This window comes from Winogradskyella wandonensis (assembly GCF_004346845.1).
Classification (GTDB): domain Bacteria; phylum Bacteroidota; class Bacteroidia; order Flavobacteriales; family Flavobacteriaceae; genus Winogradskyella; species Winogradskyella wandonensis.
Window position 1 is genome coordinate 277,890 of sequence record NZ_SMGI01000002.1, and the last position, 15,703, is coordinate 293,592.

Sequence of the window (15,703 nt, forward strand, 5' to 3'; positions counted from 1 at the left end):
TTTTATGTTTAAACATTACATACTAAGCCTCGCTTCTTTTGTTAAAAAAGTAGTAAAACCAGTTGTAATATGTTGCGTTTGGATTCATAGTTAATTATAACTTTGGCTAAAGTAACTAATTATTTAAAAAAACAAAATTGTTGAAATACTTTTTTGCAGCTTTCGTTTTCTCTATTAATACTTACTTTTACAAAAATAGTTATAGATGTCAATAGAGGTAAAAGATATAAGCAAGTTATACGGAGAGCAAAAAGCACTAAACTCCATTTCTTTTTCTGTCAATTCTGCTGAAATTGTTGGATTTCTTGGTCCTAATGGCGCAGGGAAATCTACAATGATGAAAATATTAACCACTTACATCAATCCTTCTGAAGGTGATGCAAAAGTTAATGGATATGACATTGATAAAAATAAAAAAGAAGTACAACAATCTGTTGGCTATTTACCAGAACACAACCCATTATATACCGATTTGTACGTAAGGGAATATCTTAAATTTAACGCAGATGTGTATAATGTTAGTAAAAAACGGATTGAAGAGGTTATCCAGATGACAGGACTGACACCTGAGGTAAATAAAAAAATTGGGCAACTTTCCAAAGGGTATAGACAGCGTGTTGGTCTAGCTAATGCACTTTTACACAACCCTGATGTTTTAATCTTGGACGAACCTACTACTGGATTAGACCCTAATCAATTAGTGGATATAAGACATCTTATAAAAACCATAGGAAAAGAGAAAACTGTATTTCTATCTACACATATTATGCAAGAGGTAGAAGCTATGTGCGACCGCGTAATTATTATTAATAAAGGTGAAATTGTTGCTGACAAATATCTTGACGACTTACGCGAAGGACAAGAACAAATCGTGGTTGTAGAGTTCGATTATCGTGTGGAAGACACGTTTTTATTAAAATTACCCAAGGTGAAATCTGTAAAAAACACACACGACTTTATCTATGAGATTACATTTTCAACAACTGAGGATATGCGCTCTCATGTATTTGATTTTGCTCATGATAATGAATTAAAAATTCTTCAGCTTAATCAGAAAAATGCGAGTTTAGAAAGCTTGTTTAGAGAGTTGACTAGTTAAAAATTAATCTTCCATTAAAGACCTCTTCGACATCAACTATTGGTGGCAGATTATAAGAAATGACATTTCCTGTCGATAAAATTCTTCCTGTTAAAGATTGTTGCGGATTTACCAGTATATCATTTGTTCCCCGATGAAAAACGGAAATGTTTTCTGCCACTAAATTTTCGCCTTCAAAACGTCCGTTACCGTTAGCAAAATTAATGTTTACGTTCTCTGCTGTACCAGACAAATAGAATAAAGAGAGATTGTTAGACGTAATTTGCAAATTCTCCACATCTAGCTGTAGCCTATAATCTCCAATAGGAAAACTATCTGGCAACGAGAAATCTTCAGAAATTAAAGCCAAATTATCGTAGGTGAGTATGCCATCGGATTTAATTTCAAATTGTGTTGAACATCTAATCTCTGTAAGATTTGGAGATGAAACATACACTTTTGTAATGCCGTAATCGCGAACAAAATTACATGTGTTATTATCCGTTAGGACAAGCTGATTACCGACGACTTCAACCTCTATATCGTTCAAAAGATTTTCACCAGTTTCTACGATAACTTGTTGCGGACCTTCTTTGATAATCAATTCTATATCTCTATTTACTAAAACACGGCTAAAATTATCTACAGTAAATTCTTCTTGTACGAGTGTCCCAGCTGTTTGAAAACAATCCGAGGCATTCTCGCTATCGCACGCAAAAAGAATAAAGCAACAATAGATATATATTATTTTTTTCATAGTCTAATACCTAATCCAAGTTCAACCGCCTCAGCTCTTGCGCCGTGTGACTTTAGGGTTAAAGCGGCAAACCATTTGTCTCCAAAATAACGTTTAAGTCCTGCTCTAAAATAAACGCGTGTTTCAAAATCAAAAGGATAATAAAAATAGTATCCCAACTGCGACTCCACAGAATATCGATTTATAAATAATTCGTGACCTACAAAAACACCTGCGCGCTTATAATCTTCATCTCCCGTAACGCCATTATTAAGCAAGGCTGTACTTTCGTATTGTATTAATTCTTTTAAGAAGTTAGAGAAGAACATATCTACTCCAAATTGAAGCGCGCTTTTGTGAGTTACACGTTTATCTGCATAGGCAGAAACAATATAAAACGGATACTGTGCACTACCAACAATATCGCTTTGGTTAATGCCCGTTCTAAATGCAAAATTATACTTTATAGGCTGTGTAAAGGCATCTTCTTTTTCTTTCTTAACATACTCAGTATCAATTTCATCAACATTGTATGTCACGCCTACATTTAACGCTATTGTATTAATACTTGTATTTGGCGCTTTTACATTTGCATTAGAATAATGCACAAAGGTTAAACCGGTCTGCAGGCCAAATCTATCGAAAACTCGCTCTTTCTTGTAGTTTAACATTAAATAGGTACTACTTAACAACCTTGACCCAAATGCAATATTTTTTGGATTGTTTAATCTATCGTAAGGATTAGATGTATGCGCTAAACCTTGTCCGACTCTAAGCATTAAATTTCGGTTTAAGAAATAGAAATTGTAATGCCCATATATTCCGAAATTATTACCAAGACTTTCATTTTTTAAATTTTGATAAATAAAAGAAGCTCCATAATCTGGGTAATTATAGCGTTGTTCCCAAGCCTCTTCACCGAAGGTTTTTTTATTCCAACTTAATATAAAACCCTCTGGCTGACCTGTTATAAGTCCTAGAATTTTATTGTTGTGAAGCGCAATATTTCCTTTGAAATAATTTAAGTCTAAGTAAGATTCGGTTTTTTTTTCTTGTGCTAAAAGCTGAAGTGAAAGAAAAAAAATAAAACTGAAAAAAAATCTGCGCATTAAACCAAGTTAAAGTCGCAAATGTAATCAAAAATGATAGTTTATATTAATTCTACTTTACTATTAAAACCATAGATATGCCAAAGTTAAAGAAATGCCTGTTAATAATAGGATTTGGAAAACAAACCTTAACTCAGTTTTGTACTTTTCTAAAATTTTCATCTTCTTTACTTTTACAAAAATGAAGATGAAAGTTGTCTTAAAGGTTAAATGAATAAGAAACTAATATTAAATTTAAAAAACGGCCTTTGCTACTTGCTGAATATTATTACTTTTTCCCATGGAATAGTAATGTAAAACAGGGATACCTGCCTTTTGTAATTCTTTAGATTGCTTAATACACCATTCTATACCAACTTGTTTTACTGCACTGTTGTCTTTGCACTTTACAATCTCTATAACCAATTCTTCAGGTAAATCCACATGGAACCTATGTGGAATTAAGTTTAACTGTTTCTTTGTAGCAATTGGTTTTAGACCTGGAATAATAGGCACAGTGATTCCTTCTAATCGGCATTTGTCTATAAAATCGAAATACTTTTGATTATCGAAAAACATCTGGGTAACAATATATTCAGCACCATTTTTAATTTTCTTTTTTAAAAAATGAATATCGCTGTCTAGACTTGGCGCTTCCATATGTTTTTCTGGATAAGCGCCAACACCAATACAAAAATTTGTGCTAGAGCAATTTTCGAGTTCGTTATCTAGATAAATCCCTTTGTTCATACCTGCAATTTGATGTACCAACTCACTTGCATAATTATGCCCATCTTTTTCGGGTTTAAAGTATGTTTCTGTTTTAACAGCATCCCCACGAAGTGCCACTACGTTGTCAATTCCTAAAAAATCGAGATCTATCAAAAAGTTTTCCGTGTCTTCTTTTGTAAAGCCACCACACAATATATGCGGTACGGCATCTACGCCATACTTATTTTGTATTGCTGCACAAATACCAACAGTTCCTGGTCGTTTTTTTACCACTTGCTTTTTTAATAAGCCATTACCAGCATCTTTATACGTGTACTCTTCTCTGTGATAAGTTACATCTATAAATGGCGGATTAAACTCCATTAGTGGGTCTATATTATTGAAAATAGATTGAATGTTCTGTCCCTTTAAAGGTGGCAAAATCTCGAAAGAAAATTGAGTAATTCCGTTGGCATTCTTTATATGTTCAGTTACTTTCATAAGCCTCTCTTAATCTCTCCAAAGGAGAGAAATTGTTATCGTTTTATATTTACATTCATTTTTTAAAAGCTTTACCTTTTATTCACATCTATAAGATTATTAAACTCTTCAGGAGTCCAATAATTCCTTCCCTTACGCCTCCACTAAAGCTTCAGCGCCACGCGGATGGGAAGGTTAGGATGGGCTTTAATCTGCCAAATTTGGGCTTAACCATTTTTCGGCATCATCAATACTAATTTGTCTTCGAGTTGCATAATCTTCTAATTGATCTTTAGTGATTTTTCCTAATCCAAAATATTTGGCTTCTTTATTTCCAAAGTAATATCCACTCACACTTGCTGCAGGCCACATGGCTAAACTTTCTGTTAGCTTTACACCAATAGTTTCTTCAACTTTTAGCAAGTCCCAAATTGTTTTTTTCTCTAAATGGTCTGGACAAGCTGGATAACCGGGTGCTGGACGAATGCCTTTGTAAGCTTCTTTTATCAATTCTTCATTAGATAAATTTTCTGACGTGGCATATCCCCAATGCTTTGTGCGTACTTCTTTATGAAGATACTCGGCAAAAGCTTCAGCTAATCGGTCGGCAAGCGCCTTTATCATTATAGAATTATAATCATCGTTATTTTCCTCAAACTTCTTTGCTAATTCTGCTGTTCCAAAACCTGTTGTAACGCAAAATGCGCCTATATAATCTTGTTTTCCTGTTTCTTTTGGAGCTATGAAATCTGCTAAGGCGTGATTTGGAACACCTTCTCGCTTTTTGAGTTGCTGGCGGAGTGTTAGGAATTTTAGGGTGTCTTTGTCTTCGACTGCGCTCAGACTGACAGAAACCTCAATATCATCATCATTAATTGAATTTGCTGGGAACAATCCAAAAATGGCTTTCGCTTTTAGCAATGTTTCATTAAAAATCCGTTTCAGTAAATCTTGGGCATCTTTATACAATTCTGAAGCTTGCTCGCCTACGATATCATCTTTTAATATCTCTGGAAACTTTCCATGCAAATCCCAACTTCTAAAAAATGGAGACCAGTCGATAAAACTCTCAAGTTTTGTAATATCGAAATCTTCAATGACTTGAATCCCTAATTCGTTTGGCTTTACGATTTCGGTCTCATCCCAATTGATTTGATATTTGTTTTTACGAGCATCTACAATAGACAAATATTCCTTTCGTTTTCCACGAGATACAAATTGCTCTCTAAACTTATCGTATTCCTCTCTGATTTGTTCTTTATAAACCTTGTTATCCTGCTGTAGTAAATTACCAACCACCGTCACTGCTCTTGATGCGTCATTGATATGTACCACCGTATTATTATAATTCGGTGCAATTTTTACTGAGGTGTGTGCTTTTGATGTTGTAGCTCCACCAATGATTAAAGGAATGTCTAATTTTTCCTTTTCCATAGCCTTAGACACATACACCATCTCGTCTAAGGACGGCGTTATAAGCCCACTTAAGCCTATAATATCTACATTTTCTTGCTTTGCAGTTTCAATAATTTTTTCTGGTGGCACCATAACGCCCAAATCAATAATCTCATAATTATTACAGCCCAAAACCACACTCACAATATTTTTACCAATATCGTGAACATCGCCTTTTACAGTTGCCATGAGAATCTTGCCCTGCCTTCTAACCTCCAAAGGAGGAACCGCAAGATTCTCTCTAATACTATTTAAAACAAAGTCAAGATTAGATAAAACTTGATTGTTCGTAAATCTAATTACTCTGAAGCCTTCATTTTCTAGCCATTTTTTTCTCTCTTGGTCAGATACTTTATTTTCAGGAAGTTGGTGAATAAGTCCATCGATTTCGATAATTAAATTTGTTTTTAAACAAACAAAATCGGCAATGTAAGAACCGATAATATGCTGTCTTCTAAACTTGTAGCCATCTACTTTTTTGTTATTTAAAACATCCCATAAAAGCGCTTCGGCTTCAGTGGGTTTGTTTCGCATCTCCTTAGCATATGCTTTAAGTAAACTGTAATTTAGTGGGTCTGCAGTTTTCCAGTGTAAAGTCCCCTTTGGGGATTTAGGGGCTTTTTTTTCTGCTTCAATAAAAGGTTGTAGATATGCCACCGCTTTTTTCATAACTCGAGCAGACTTTACTACTTGAGGTAAGAACATTTTCCCACTTCCAAAAAGATCTCCAACGACATTCATTCCTGCCATTAAGTTGTCTTCAATAACCTCAATAGGTTTTGAAGCTTGCTGTCTTGCTTCTTCAACATCTTCAACTATAAAAGCATCAATCCCTTTCACCAAACTATGCGTAATTCTATCTTGAAGTGGAGCATTACGCCATTCTAAAACTTTAGTTTCGTCTTCTTTCTTTTGACCTTTGACCGTTTCTGCAAAATCTAAAAGGCGCTCTGTGGCATCTTCTCTTTTATTAAAAAGTACATCTTCTACATGCTCTAATAAGTCTTTGGGGATTTCGTCATAAACCTCCAAAAGTGTTGGATTAACTATCCCTAAATTCATACCATGTTGTATCGCATGATACAAGAATGCTGAATTAATTGCTTCTCTAACAACAGTATTCCCTCTGAACGAAAATGATACATTACTTACACCTCCAGAAACGTTAGCATAAGGTAAGTTTTCACGAATCCATTTTGTAGCATTAAAAAAATCGAGTGCATTTAGTTTATGCTCATCCATACCTGTAGCGACAGGAAAAATATTCGGATCGAAAATGATATCTTGAGGTGGGAAATTGACAATATCTGTAAGTATTTTATAAGAACGTTCACAGATTTCAATTCTACGCTCGTAGGTATCGGCCTGTCCCACTTCATCAAATGCCATAACAATTACCGCGGCACCGTAACGTTTTACAAGTTTTGCTTGGCGAATAAATTCAGCTTCGCCTTCTTTAAGGCTGATAGAATTCACCACACATTTTCCTTGAACGACTTGCAAACCAGCTTCGATAATTTCCCACTTAGAGCTATCTATCATTATAGGCACACGCGCAATATCTGGCTCTGAAGCGATAAGGTTTAAGAATTTTACCATGGCATACTTTCCGTCAAGCATACCTTCGTCCATATTTACATCTATAATTTGTGCACCACCTTCAACTTGGTCACGAGCAACATCGAGTGCTTCGTTATATTTTTCTTCTTTAATAAGTCGAAGAAATTTTCTTGAACCTGTAACATTGGTACGCTCTCCAATATTGATAAAATTAGACTCTGGTGTAACCACTAATGGCTCAAGACCTGAAAGCGTTAAATATTTATTCTCTTTACTCATATAGTATCTTAAGCTGTTACAGAAATTGTTCTTGGTTTGTAATTCTTTGCTACTTCTGCAATGGCATTAATGTGTTCTGGATTAGTCCCACAACAACCTCCAATAATATTTATTAGTCCGTCTTTGAGGTAATCCTCAATATAAGACTGCATTTCTTTTGGGGATTGGTCGTACTCACCAAAAGCATTTGGCAAACCTGCATTAGGATGCGCTGACGTAAAGAACTCTGTTTTGTTAGATAATCTCTGCAAGTATGGCTTCAACTGTTCTGCTCCAAGGGCACAATTAAATCCAACAGTGAGTAATGGAATATGCGAAACAGATGTCAAAAATGCTTCAACCGTTTGTCCTGATAAAGTACGCCCTGAAGCATCTGTTATTGTTCCCGAAACCATAACTGGAATTGAAATATTTCGGTCTTCCTTTACTTCTTCAATAGCAAATAATGCAGCTTTAGCATTTAACGTATCGAAAATGGTTTCGACTAAAAGTACGTCTACACCACCATCAAGCAACGCTTCAACTTGTTGTTTATATGCCACTCTAAGGTCTTCAAAAGTCACGGCACGAAATTCTGGCCTGTTTACATCTGGTGACATGCTCGCTGTTCTGTTTGTAGGACCAATACTTCCAGCTACGAATCGAGGTTTTTTAGGATTTAGCTCTGTAAACTCTTCAGCTACCTGCTTCGCAATCTTAGCCGATTCGTAATTAAGTTCGTAAACTAAATCTTCCATTTGGTAATCCGCCATAGCGATTGTAGTCCCAGAAAACGTGTTGGTCTCTACAATATCTGCACCAGCTTCAAAATACTTCTGATGTATTTCTGCAATGGCTTGGGGTTGGGTTAAGGACAGTAAATCGTTATTGCCTTTTAACGGCAATGGATAGTCTTTAAAACGCTCACCGCGAAAATCTTCTTCTGTAAAATTGTATTGTTGGAGCATGGTTCCCATGGCGCCGTCGAGCACTAAAATTCGTTTTTGTATTTCTTTTACTATGTTATACATACCAAATATTAAAAATAGATTCCCGCTTAACTCTACACAAAGCCAAAACGGGAATCCTAATTTTAAGACCCAAAAAGGAGCCTCTTAAAATTGAACACACATCTTAATTAAGATGTAATAAAGAATATGTTATTAAGAAATAATAGCAATTGCAGATGAGCAATTACGATGGGTTATCTATCTAAAATCAGCGAGAAATGATTCGCTTCTTCGAGTAGAATTTAGCACCTTCTTAGTAATTCTAAGGGTTGCTAAGGCGTCGTCGGGTCTATTCCCTCAGCCTTTCTTGATAACATTTTCAGTAAAGTTTTGAACTTTTAAGGTACAAATATGCGATAGAAAAGAATTAAAATCCAAATCTTTTGGACTTTTTATCAGTTTTTAACAAAAATCATCTTTGATTTCTATTTTTAAGAATTAGTTATGAGTCAAGACTTTGTTAAAAGCTATAAATGTGTACTTTTGCATTTCAAAATAACAAAAGAGGAATGATTTGACTGATTGCAACCTCTGGAAAAAAATGCTAAAGACAGTGTTATACTTCCTATACAATTACGTCAAATCTTTAGATAAACAAATAAAATTATGGCGTATTTATTTACTTCAGAAAGTGTTTCTGAAGGTCATCCAGACAAGGTAGCAGACCAAATTAGTGATGCATTAATTGATAACTTTCTAGCCTTTGACCCAGACTCTAAAGTTGCATGCGAAACTCTAGTAACTACTGGGCAAGTTGTACTAGCTGGTGAGGTAAAATCTAATACTTACCTAGACGTACAAAAAATTGCTAGAGATACGATTAACAAAATCGGTTACACTAAGGGCGAATATATGTTCGATGGCAATTCTTGCGGTGTATTCTCTGCAATCCACGAACAGTCCGAAGATATTAATCGCGGTGTAGACCGTGCTTCTAAAGAAGAGCAAGGTGCTGGTGACCAAGGTATGATGTTTGGCTACGCAACAAAGGAGACGGATAACTACATGCCTTTGGCTTTAGACATTTCGCATTTAATTTTAAAGGAGTTAGCCGCACTCAGGAGAGAGAATAAGGATATTACCTATTTACGACCAGATTCTAAAAGTCAAGTCACTATTGAATATAGTGACGATAATACACCTCAACGTATAGATGCTATTGTTGTTTCTACGCAACATGATGATTTTGACTCTAGTGATGAGATAATGCTAGCAAAAATTAGAAAAGATATCGTTGAGATATTAATACCAAGAGTGATTGCAAAATTACCAGAGCATATTCGCCCATTGTTTGATGATAATATCAAGTATCATATTAACCCAACAGGGAAATTTGTAATTGGTGGACCGCATGGCGATACTGGCTTAACTGGTCGTAAAATTATTGTAGACACCTATGGCGGAAAAGGCGCTCACGGCGGTGGTGCGTTTTCTGGAAAAGATCCTAGTAAAGTAGACCGTAGTGCCGCATATGCTACTAGACATATTGCTAAAAACCTTGTAGCTGCAGGATTGTGTGACGAAGTTTTAGTACAAGTATCCTACGCCATTGGTGTTGTAGAGCCAATGGGGATTTTTATTGACACGTACGGAACTTGTCCGTTTAACCTAACCGACGGTGAAATTGCCGAAAAAGTGTCTGAGATTTTTGATATGCGTCCCGCGGCAATTGAAGCACGCTTAAAATTACGCCAACCCATGTATAGCGAAACCGCTGCATACGGACACATGGGGCGCGTAAACGAAGTTGTTTCCAAAACCTTTGAACAGCCTAATGGCGAATCTAAAACCATGGATGTTGAATTATTTACTTGGGAAAAATTAGATTATGTAGATAAAGTGAAAACTGCTTTCGGAATTTAATTCTTAAAAGAATGACATAAAAAGCCTTCTCAAATGAGAAGGCTTTTTTATTTTAGTTTCTACCACCATCTCTATTTGGTGACCGTGGTGTTGGCCAAGTGCGTTGTTCTCCAGTTCTAGGGTTTATTGGTAATACAATCTGCTCTCTAGAAGTTTTCTCAGCATCTTCCGAAGCCATATATGCTAAAATTGCTGTTAGAATAGCATTGTTTCTTACATCATCGAAAACAATCTTGTCGTAAGTATCTCTATTGGTATGCCATGTATAATTCCAGTAAGACCAGTTTAACGCACTTAAATTAAATGCTGGTGCACCTTTAGCTAAAAAAGAAGCATAGTCAGAACCTCCACCACCTGGAAGTCCCGGAAATGTAGTTTCGATATGCTCTGTAATATCATTAGGCACAGCATATAACCAGCGTGATAAATAATCGTATGAGTTTAAAAAGCCCCCGCCAGAAATACGCACAACACGACCAGTACCATTATCTTGATTAAATAAGGCTTGTAATCCGTCCACAACTTCTGGGTGGTCTTCAACAAATGCTCTAGAACCATTTAAGCCTTGTTCTTCACTGCCCCAATGTCCTGCAATTATAGTACGTTTAGGGTTTGGATAAAACTTTTTTAATAAGCGCATGGCTTCCATCATTACCAAAGTCCCAGTACCATTGTCTGTTGCTCCGGTAGCGCCATCCCAAGAATCGAAATGGGCGGAAAGAATAATATATTCATCTGGTTTTTCAGAGCCTTTAATTTCTGCAATAGTGTTAAATGTAGGTACGCGTCCTAATTCTTTAGATTCTGCAACAATTTTCAGTTTTGGCGTATGTCCAGATTCTGCTAAGCGATATAACATGGTATAATCCTCCAATTCTAAATCTACAGTTGGTATTTTCTTTGTACGTGCACTAAAAATTTTATTTACACCAAATCCTCTCGACCAATTACTTGCAATAATCCCAGCAGCACCTGCTTCTTCTAATACTGGAATAATTGAACGTGTATTATAACCAGTTTTACTAATATTTTCGCGCCACGCTTTTGTCTGGGTATCTCTTTCATCTTTCATTTTCTGAAAAGATTCTTCCGTTGCAAACTCTTCCCAATTATAATCTGGACGGCCAGTAGGTTGCTTCATTGATATTAAAACGAGCTTATCCTTTACGTTAGGCAACCAATTTTGAAATGAAATAGAGTCCTTGATATTTTCTGGAAGTACAATAACCTCTGCTGTAACACCTTTAGAACCTGTGCTAGGATTCCAAGCCAATTGTGTTCCTCTAAGCGATTGTACTCGTGGCTCTATCATATCTATATGCGTAATACCACGCTCCCATCCGCGCCACTCGCCCCATTTTTCTTTTTTAGCATTTATTCCCCAAGATTTATATTTTTCAATGGCCCAATTATGTGCATTGAGCATTTGCGGTGTACCTACCAATCTAGGACCAACAACATCCATTAGTTCATGACCAATATTTTCTAATTGAGAATTTTCATTAGCTTCTTTTACAATAGCTTCAATAATTGGGTCTTTATCTTGTGCTTTAACATTGGTTATGTTAAATGCAAAAGCAATAATGAATAAGTAAATAACACGTTTCATAAGTTTTGATACTTTAATTGGTTAAAGGAACAAATTACAATATTTGCTGCACATCTAAAATATAAAGCCCATTTTACTTAAAGCAAAATGGGCTTTATGATTGTATTGCAAAACTTATTTAAAGCGTATAAATAGCTCTAAATGTTATAAATCTTGGCTGAAGAAAAGTCGCAGAATTAGTTACAAATACATTGTTTGCCCCATTATTAATTCTAGCATCAATATTAAGAATATTGTTTGCTCTGATTTCATATTCCCATTTTGCATCTCTGTCCTTTCTGTAACCCAAACGTGCACTCCATGTCGTAAAAGATTCTGATCTACCATTGAAATTTTGATTGTTATACTCATAATCTGTGACAAACGTTACAGAATCCCATATGTAAGCATCAAAACGTACTGACGGCCTATTAGTTATAATCTCAGTACTTGTATTACCTTGATTATTAGTTGTTACAGAATAGGTGTATCTCAACCTTACATTAGGTGCTTCTCTAAAATTTGTACGAAACTCTGGTGTATAACTTTGAATGAAAGATTCGTTAATTCCTCTTACATTATTAATAAACTGATTATTTAGATTGTAGTTAAATGTAGCGGTACCACCAACACGGATTTTACCAAAACGTTTATTCCACAAACCAAATACACTTAAACTTTCGTCAGCAAATTGTGAATTAAAAAATGTGTTTGTCCTAATGACATTCTCTAGGTTTGTACGATTACGAATTTGGTCTTCTCTTTTAGAATAACTAACTCTGGCTACAACCTGAGTATTATTAAACAAATTAAAACTTCTATAAAACAAACTAACATTTTGACTTAGTCCATTAAGTAATTCTGAATTACCAAATGATAAATTTGTTGGGCTATTATTTAAAAGTAAACCTTCGGCTATATTTGTTACGTCTGTAAATTGATTAGACATACGGTAGTTAAGGGTTAAACTTTCGGATTTTTTAAATTGTACTCTAGCTTCAAAATCGGGTAACACTCTAAAGAAATTATCTTCAAATTTAACACCAAATTGCTCATTTTGATTACCATAGGCATGAAATGAAACTCCTGGTCTAAACGTAAATTTACCTACTCTTACATTATAACGCACGCCTGCATAAATATCACTGAAATTATATTGCGTGTCATTCTCTGCTCTTAAAAGGTTGCCATCGCCGTCATCAAGAGTTGGTGTGGGATTTAGAGTATTTCCGTTTTCTAAAAACTGGAAAATATTAGAATTAAAATCTTGACGACTTAGAATGGTTCCGAAGGTAAAATTTAAGTTGCTTTTTGGATTAAGTATATTATAATAATCAACTTTAGCATCTAATTGATTGGTTTTGACCAATTGATTTTGTCCTAAATCGTAAACATCTAAACTTTGGTCTAATCCGATACCTTCTGCTGTATCGTCATAAGCATCATTATCACTTGCTGGGTCATTATTTAAAACAGCATTTAAAAAAGGGTCTTCGTTACGCAATAAATGTGCTGCCTCTAAGGCGAAGATGTTATTCTCATCTAAGGTATAATAGTAGTTTAAGTTTTGATTTATGCTAAATGGAGTTACCTCTGCTAATTGCGATGTTTCACCTATTACAGAAGAAAACTCAGATTGTCCCTCAATGTCTTTTGACAAACGTCCTAAAATATCGTAATCTAGTTGATTATTTGGATTTGGTTTATAAGTGGCACTTAATTTTGCCAAACCTTGATCAGACGCTTCTTTACCTGTACTTACTGTTTCCTCATCCACTTGTCCTGCACCTGCATCAAGAAATCGTCTAAATCTTTCCTCTCTTGTATTTAATCTTGTCGTATTATAAATTATAAAACCACTTAAATCTAAGGCTGAGTTTGGCGAATAACTAAAGTTGGTCGCTAATAACTTTGACTCAACGCGTTGAGCGTCTGCAACACTAGTTAAACCACTTAAACCATTATTCCCTAGATTTATGTTGGTACCACTATCGCGACTCGGCGCTCTAAAACCTCCTCCAAAATTACGTACTTCTCTATTGGTTAAGGCTGGTTCACCGATATTATTCATATCACCGATAACATTGACACTGTATTTTGGGCTGTAATAAAACAGTTTTGGCTGCACTAAATACAACTCATCATTTGGCGAAGGTGCAGAACCTACTCCAGCAGTAATATCTCCAAACCAAAAGTTTTCTTTCCCTTCTTTTAGTTTAATATTAATCGCTACATTATTTTGATTATTAGTAACACTTCGTAATTGTCCTACCTCAGAGAAGTTTCTTAATACCTCTATTTTATCTACTGCGTTAGATGGTATATTTTGCGTTGCAAGTTTTGTGTCCCCATCAAAAAAATCCTTTCCGTTTACGGTGATTTTCTGCACGGGATTTCCTTCAACTTCTAATTGTCCATTTTCGTTAACTTCAACTCCAGGAAGCTTTTCTAATACATCACCGAGCTTTCGTTCCGTACCGTTTTTAAAAGAATCTGCATTATATACAATCGTATCTCCTTTTATAGTAACAGGCATTTCGTAGGTTAATTCTACAGCATCAAGAGCATTGTCTAATTGCATTGTAAAGTCTTTTTTGATATCTGCCTCTTTAGTTTCTAGAATAAGGTCAATAGTTTTCATACCAATGTATGTGACTTGTACTTTGTATTTACCGTTTTTACCTAGGGACAATCGATATTCGCCTTTTGCGTCTGTAATTCCGTAAGACTCTAAAGCTTTTGATTCTTGATTTATGGCAATAACATTTGCTAACTCTAAAGGTTGACCTATACTATCTTTAACTACTCCGGAGAGCTTAACTTGAGAATAGGAACTTAATGCTACTACAAATGTGAGTAGCGTGAATATTTTCTTCATTTTTTAGTGATGTCTTATAAATTGGTTAGTAATGTAGAAATGGTTAATTTCTTCGTCCGCCTCGTCTACCACGCCAGTTATCCCTCATTTCTTGCATCTTTTTTGTAGTAATATCTGTGTATTCTTGTTGTGTTACCACTTCTCCTTTTTCAGGTTTTTTAATATTGTCTTTTTCTTTAGGATTCATTACAATCTTGGTACATAGAATGGTTGTTCTGTCTGCGTTAACCTCTAAAATTAAACCTGGTAAGCCCCAATAGTCATCTGGCCCTTGATTAATAGGAATTTGCGGTGTGTACCAAGCTACAACCTCTATAGTTTTAGGAATCTCTACTTCGTTCATTGGGTCATCGGCGTCAGTAGATTTTGTGGAATCTTTTTCTTTCTTATTATTCTCAGGTTGACGACGTCTCATGCTCCTCCAATCGAATCCTGTGACAGGTTTTGTTGCAGTAGCTTTAAAAACGGTATAATTACCAATTTGCTTAGTTTCCGAACCCATTTTCCATTCTAGGTTTTTAAGCTGGTCCTTTATTAAAAACTGCTTTCCAAAAAATTCTTGATCTTGTATTAGCTCTTTGTCTTTTACATTTTTATATTTTGGTCCACCAGTAAAACTACTTGCGAATCCACCCCAACCACCAGAGCCTTGTGCTTCGAGGCGTTCTTCTTCTTTATAAATCGATTCTTCTTTGTTAAATGTTAAAACGTATTCTTTTTCGAGGAAACTTTTCATTCGCTCTTGCATACGTTTCATTTGGTCTGGACTTATCTGTCGTCCACCACCAAATTGACTCATATCTATAGTCGTTTTTGTTTTGTAATACGCCTTTCCTTGGAAATCTTGTCCGAAAGAGAATGTACCTATACATGCAACAACGGCAAGTACAAAAGTTTTAAGTAGAGATTGTTTCATCAGTAATTGAGTTTAAACTTTATGTTATCTAATTTTAGACTTGTGAAATAACAAAAAGTTAAACCGCTGTTCGTTAAACTTA

10 protein-coding genes and 1 riboswitch are annotated in these 15,703 nt (G+C 35.3%); of the genes, 2 read left to right on the plus strand and 8 right to left on the minus strand.

The features are described from left to right. Nucleotides 1–205 precede the first annotated feature (205 nt). Entirely contained in the window at nt 206–1,099 is an 894-nt protein-coding gene (gldA, locus tag DFQ05_RS06125; RefSeq protein ID WP_132704521.1) for a gliding motility-associated ABC transporter ATP-binding subunit GldA, read from the plus strand. Here gldA and DFQ05_RS06130 read toward each other — a convergent pair. The 5 genes from DFQ05_RS06130 to DFQ05_RS06150 all read right to left on the minus strand — a co-directional run bounded on the left by DFQ05_RS06130 (nt 1,092) and on the right by DFQ05_RS06150 (nt 8,397). Beyond that, entirely contained in the window at nt 1,092–1,835 is a 744-nt protein-coding gene (locus DFQ05_RS06130) for a head GIN domain-containing protein (RefSeq protein ID WP_132704522.1), read from the minus strand. The genes gldA and DFQ05_RS06130 overlap by 8 nt on opposite strands. Next, nucleotides 1,832–2,923, minus strand: a complete 1,092-nt coding sequence (locus DFQ05_RS06135) for an acyloxyacyl hydrolase (RefSeq protein ID WP_132704523.1) — start codon at nt 2,921–2,923, stop codon at nt 1,832–1,834. The genes DFQ05_RS06130 and DFQ05_RS06135 overlap by 4 nt, the downstream gene beginning before the upstream one ends. Nucleotides 2,924–3,157: 234 nt before the next feature. Beyond that, nucleotides 3,158–4,114, minus strand: a complete 957-nt coding sequence (gene metF / locus DFQ05_RS06140; protein ID WP_132704524.1) for a methylenetetrahydrofolate reductase [NAD(P)H] — start codon at nt 4,112–4,114, stop codon at nt 3,158–3,160. Between the two features lie 186 nt (nt 4,115–4,300). Continuing rightward, nucleotides 4,301–7,387, minus strand: coding sequence for a vitamin B12 dependent-methionine synthase activation domain-containing protein (locus DFQ05_RS06145; RefSeq protein ID WP_132704525.1), 3,087 nt, complete (start codon nt 7,385–7,387; stop codon nt 4,301–4,303). Nucleotides 7,388–7,395: 8 nt separating this feature from the next. Further along, nucleotides 7,396–8,397, minus strand: a complete 1,002-nt coding sequence (locus DFQ05_RS06150; protein ID WP_132704526.1) for a homocysteine S-methyltransferase family protein — start codon at nt 8,395–8,397, stop codon at nt 7,396–7,398. Nucleotides 8,398–8,567: 170 nt separating this feature from the next. Further along, a riboswitch (SAM riboswitch) is annotated at nt 8,568–8,693 on the minus strand. Nucleotides 8,694–8,982: 289 nt separating this feature from the next. Here DFQ05_RS06150 and metK point away from each other — a divergent pair. Next, nucleotides 8,983–10,239 (plus strand): methionine adenosyltransferase, encoded by a 1,257-nt coding sequence (gene metK, locus DFQ05_RS06155; RefSeq protein WP_132704527.1) that lies wholly within the window; start codon nt 8,983–8,985, stop codon nt 10,237–10,239. Between the two features lie 52 nt (nt 10,240–10,291). Here the strand turns inward: metK and DFQ05_RS06160 are convergent, their stop codons facing one another. The 3 genes from DFQ05_RS06160 to DFQ05_RS06170 all read right to left on the minus strand — a co-directional run bounded on the left by DFQ05_RS06160 (nt 10,292) and on the right by DFQ05_RS06170 (nt 15,621). Continuing rightward, nucleotides 10,292–11,848: a M20/M25/M40 family metallo-hydrolase gene (locus tag DFQ05_RS06160; protein WP_132704528.1), complete on the minus strand. Its 1,557-nt coding sequence runs from the start codon at nt 11,846–11,848 to the stop codon at nt 10,292–10,294. 118 nt (nt 11,849–11,966) lie between these two features. Continuing rightward, nucleotides 11,967–14,705: a TonB-dependent receptor gene (locus DFQ05_RS06165; RefSeq protein ID WP_132704529.1), complete on the minus strand. Its 2,739-nt coding sequence runs from the start codon at nt 14,703–14,705 to the stop codon at nt 11,967–11,969. 43 nt (nt 14,706–14,748) lie between these two features. Next, nucleotides 14,749–15,621, minus strand: a complete 873-nt coding sequence (locus DFQ05_RS06170) for a GLPGLI family protein (protein WP_132704530.1) — start codon at nt 15,619–15,621, stop codon at nt 14,749–14,751. Nucleotides 15,622–15,703 lie beyond the last annotated feature (82 nt).

What these genes read in the sequence shown, in the direction of transcription:
- gldA (WP_132704521.1), top strand. Translation starts at nt 206, where the DNA reads ATGTCAATAGAGGTAAAAGATATAAGCAAGTTATACGGAGAGCAAAAA.
- DFQ05_RS06130 (WP_132704522.1), bottom strand. Translation starts at nt 1,835, where the DNA reads ATGAAAAAAATAATATATATCTATTGTTGCTTTATTCTTTTTGCGTGC.
- DFQ05_RS06135 (WP_132704523.1), bottom strand. Translation starts at nt 2,923, where the DNA reads ATGCGCAGATTTTTTTTCAGTTTTATTTTTTTTCTTTCACTTCAGCTT.
- metF (WP_132704524.1), bottom strand. Translation starts at nt 4,114, where the DNA reads ATGAAAGTAACTGAACATATAAAGAATGCCAACGGAATTACTCAATTT.
- DFQ05_RS06145 (WP_132704525.1), bottom strand. Translation starts at nt 7,387, where the DNA reads ATGAGTAAAGAGAATAAATATTTAACGCTTTCAGGTCTTGAGCCATTA.
- DFQ05_RS06150 (WP_132704526.1), bottom strand. Translation starts at nt 8,397, where the DNA reads ATGTATAACATAGTAAAAGAAATACAAAAACGAATTTTAGTGCTCGAC.
- metK (WP_132704527.1), top strand. Translation starts at nt 8,983, where the DNA reads ATGGCGTATTTATTTACTTCAGAAAGTGTTTCTGAAGGTCATCCAGAC.
- DFQ05_RS06160 (WP_132704528.1), bottom strand. Translation starts at nt 11,848, where the DNA reads ATGAAACGTGTTATTTACTTATTCATTATTGCTTTTGCATTTAACATA.
- DFQ05_RS06165 (WP_132704529.1), bottom strand. Translation starts at nt 14,705, where the DNA reads ATGAAGAAAATATTCACGCTACTCACATTTGTAGTAGCATTAAGTTCC.
- DFQ05_RS06170 (WP_132704530.1), bottom strand. Translation starts at nt 15,621, where the DNA reads ATGAAACAATCTCTACTTAAAACTTTTGTACTTGCCGTTGTTGCATGT.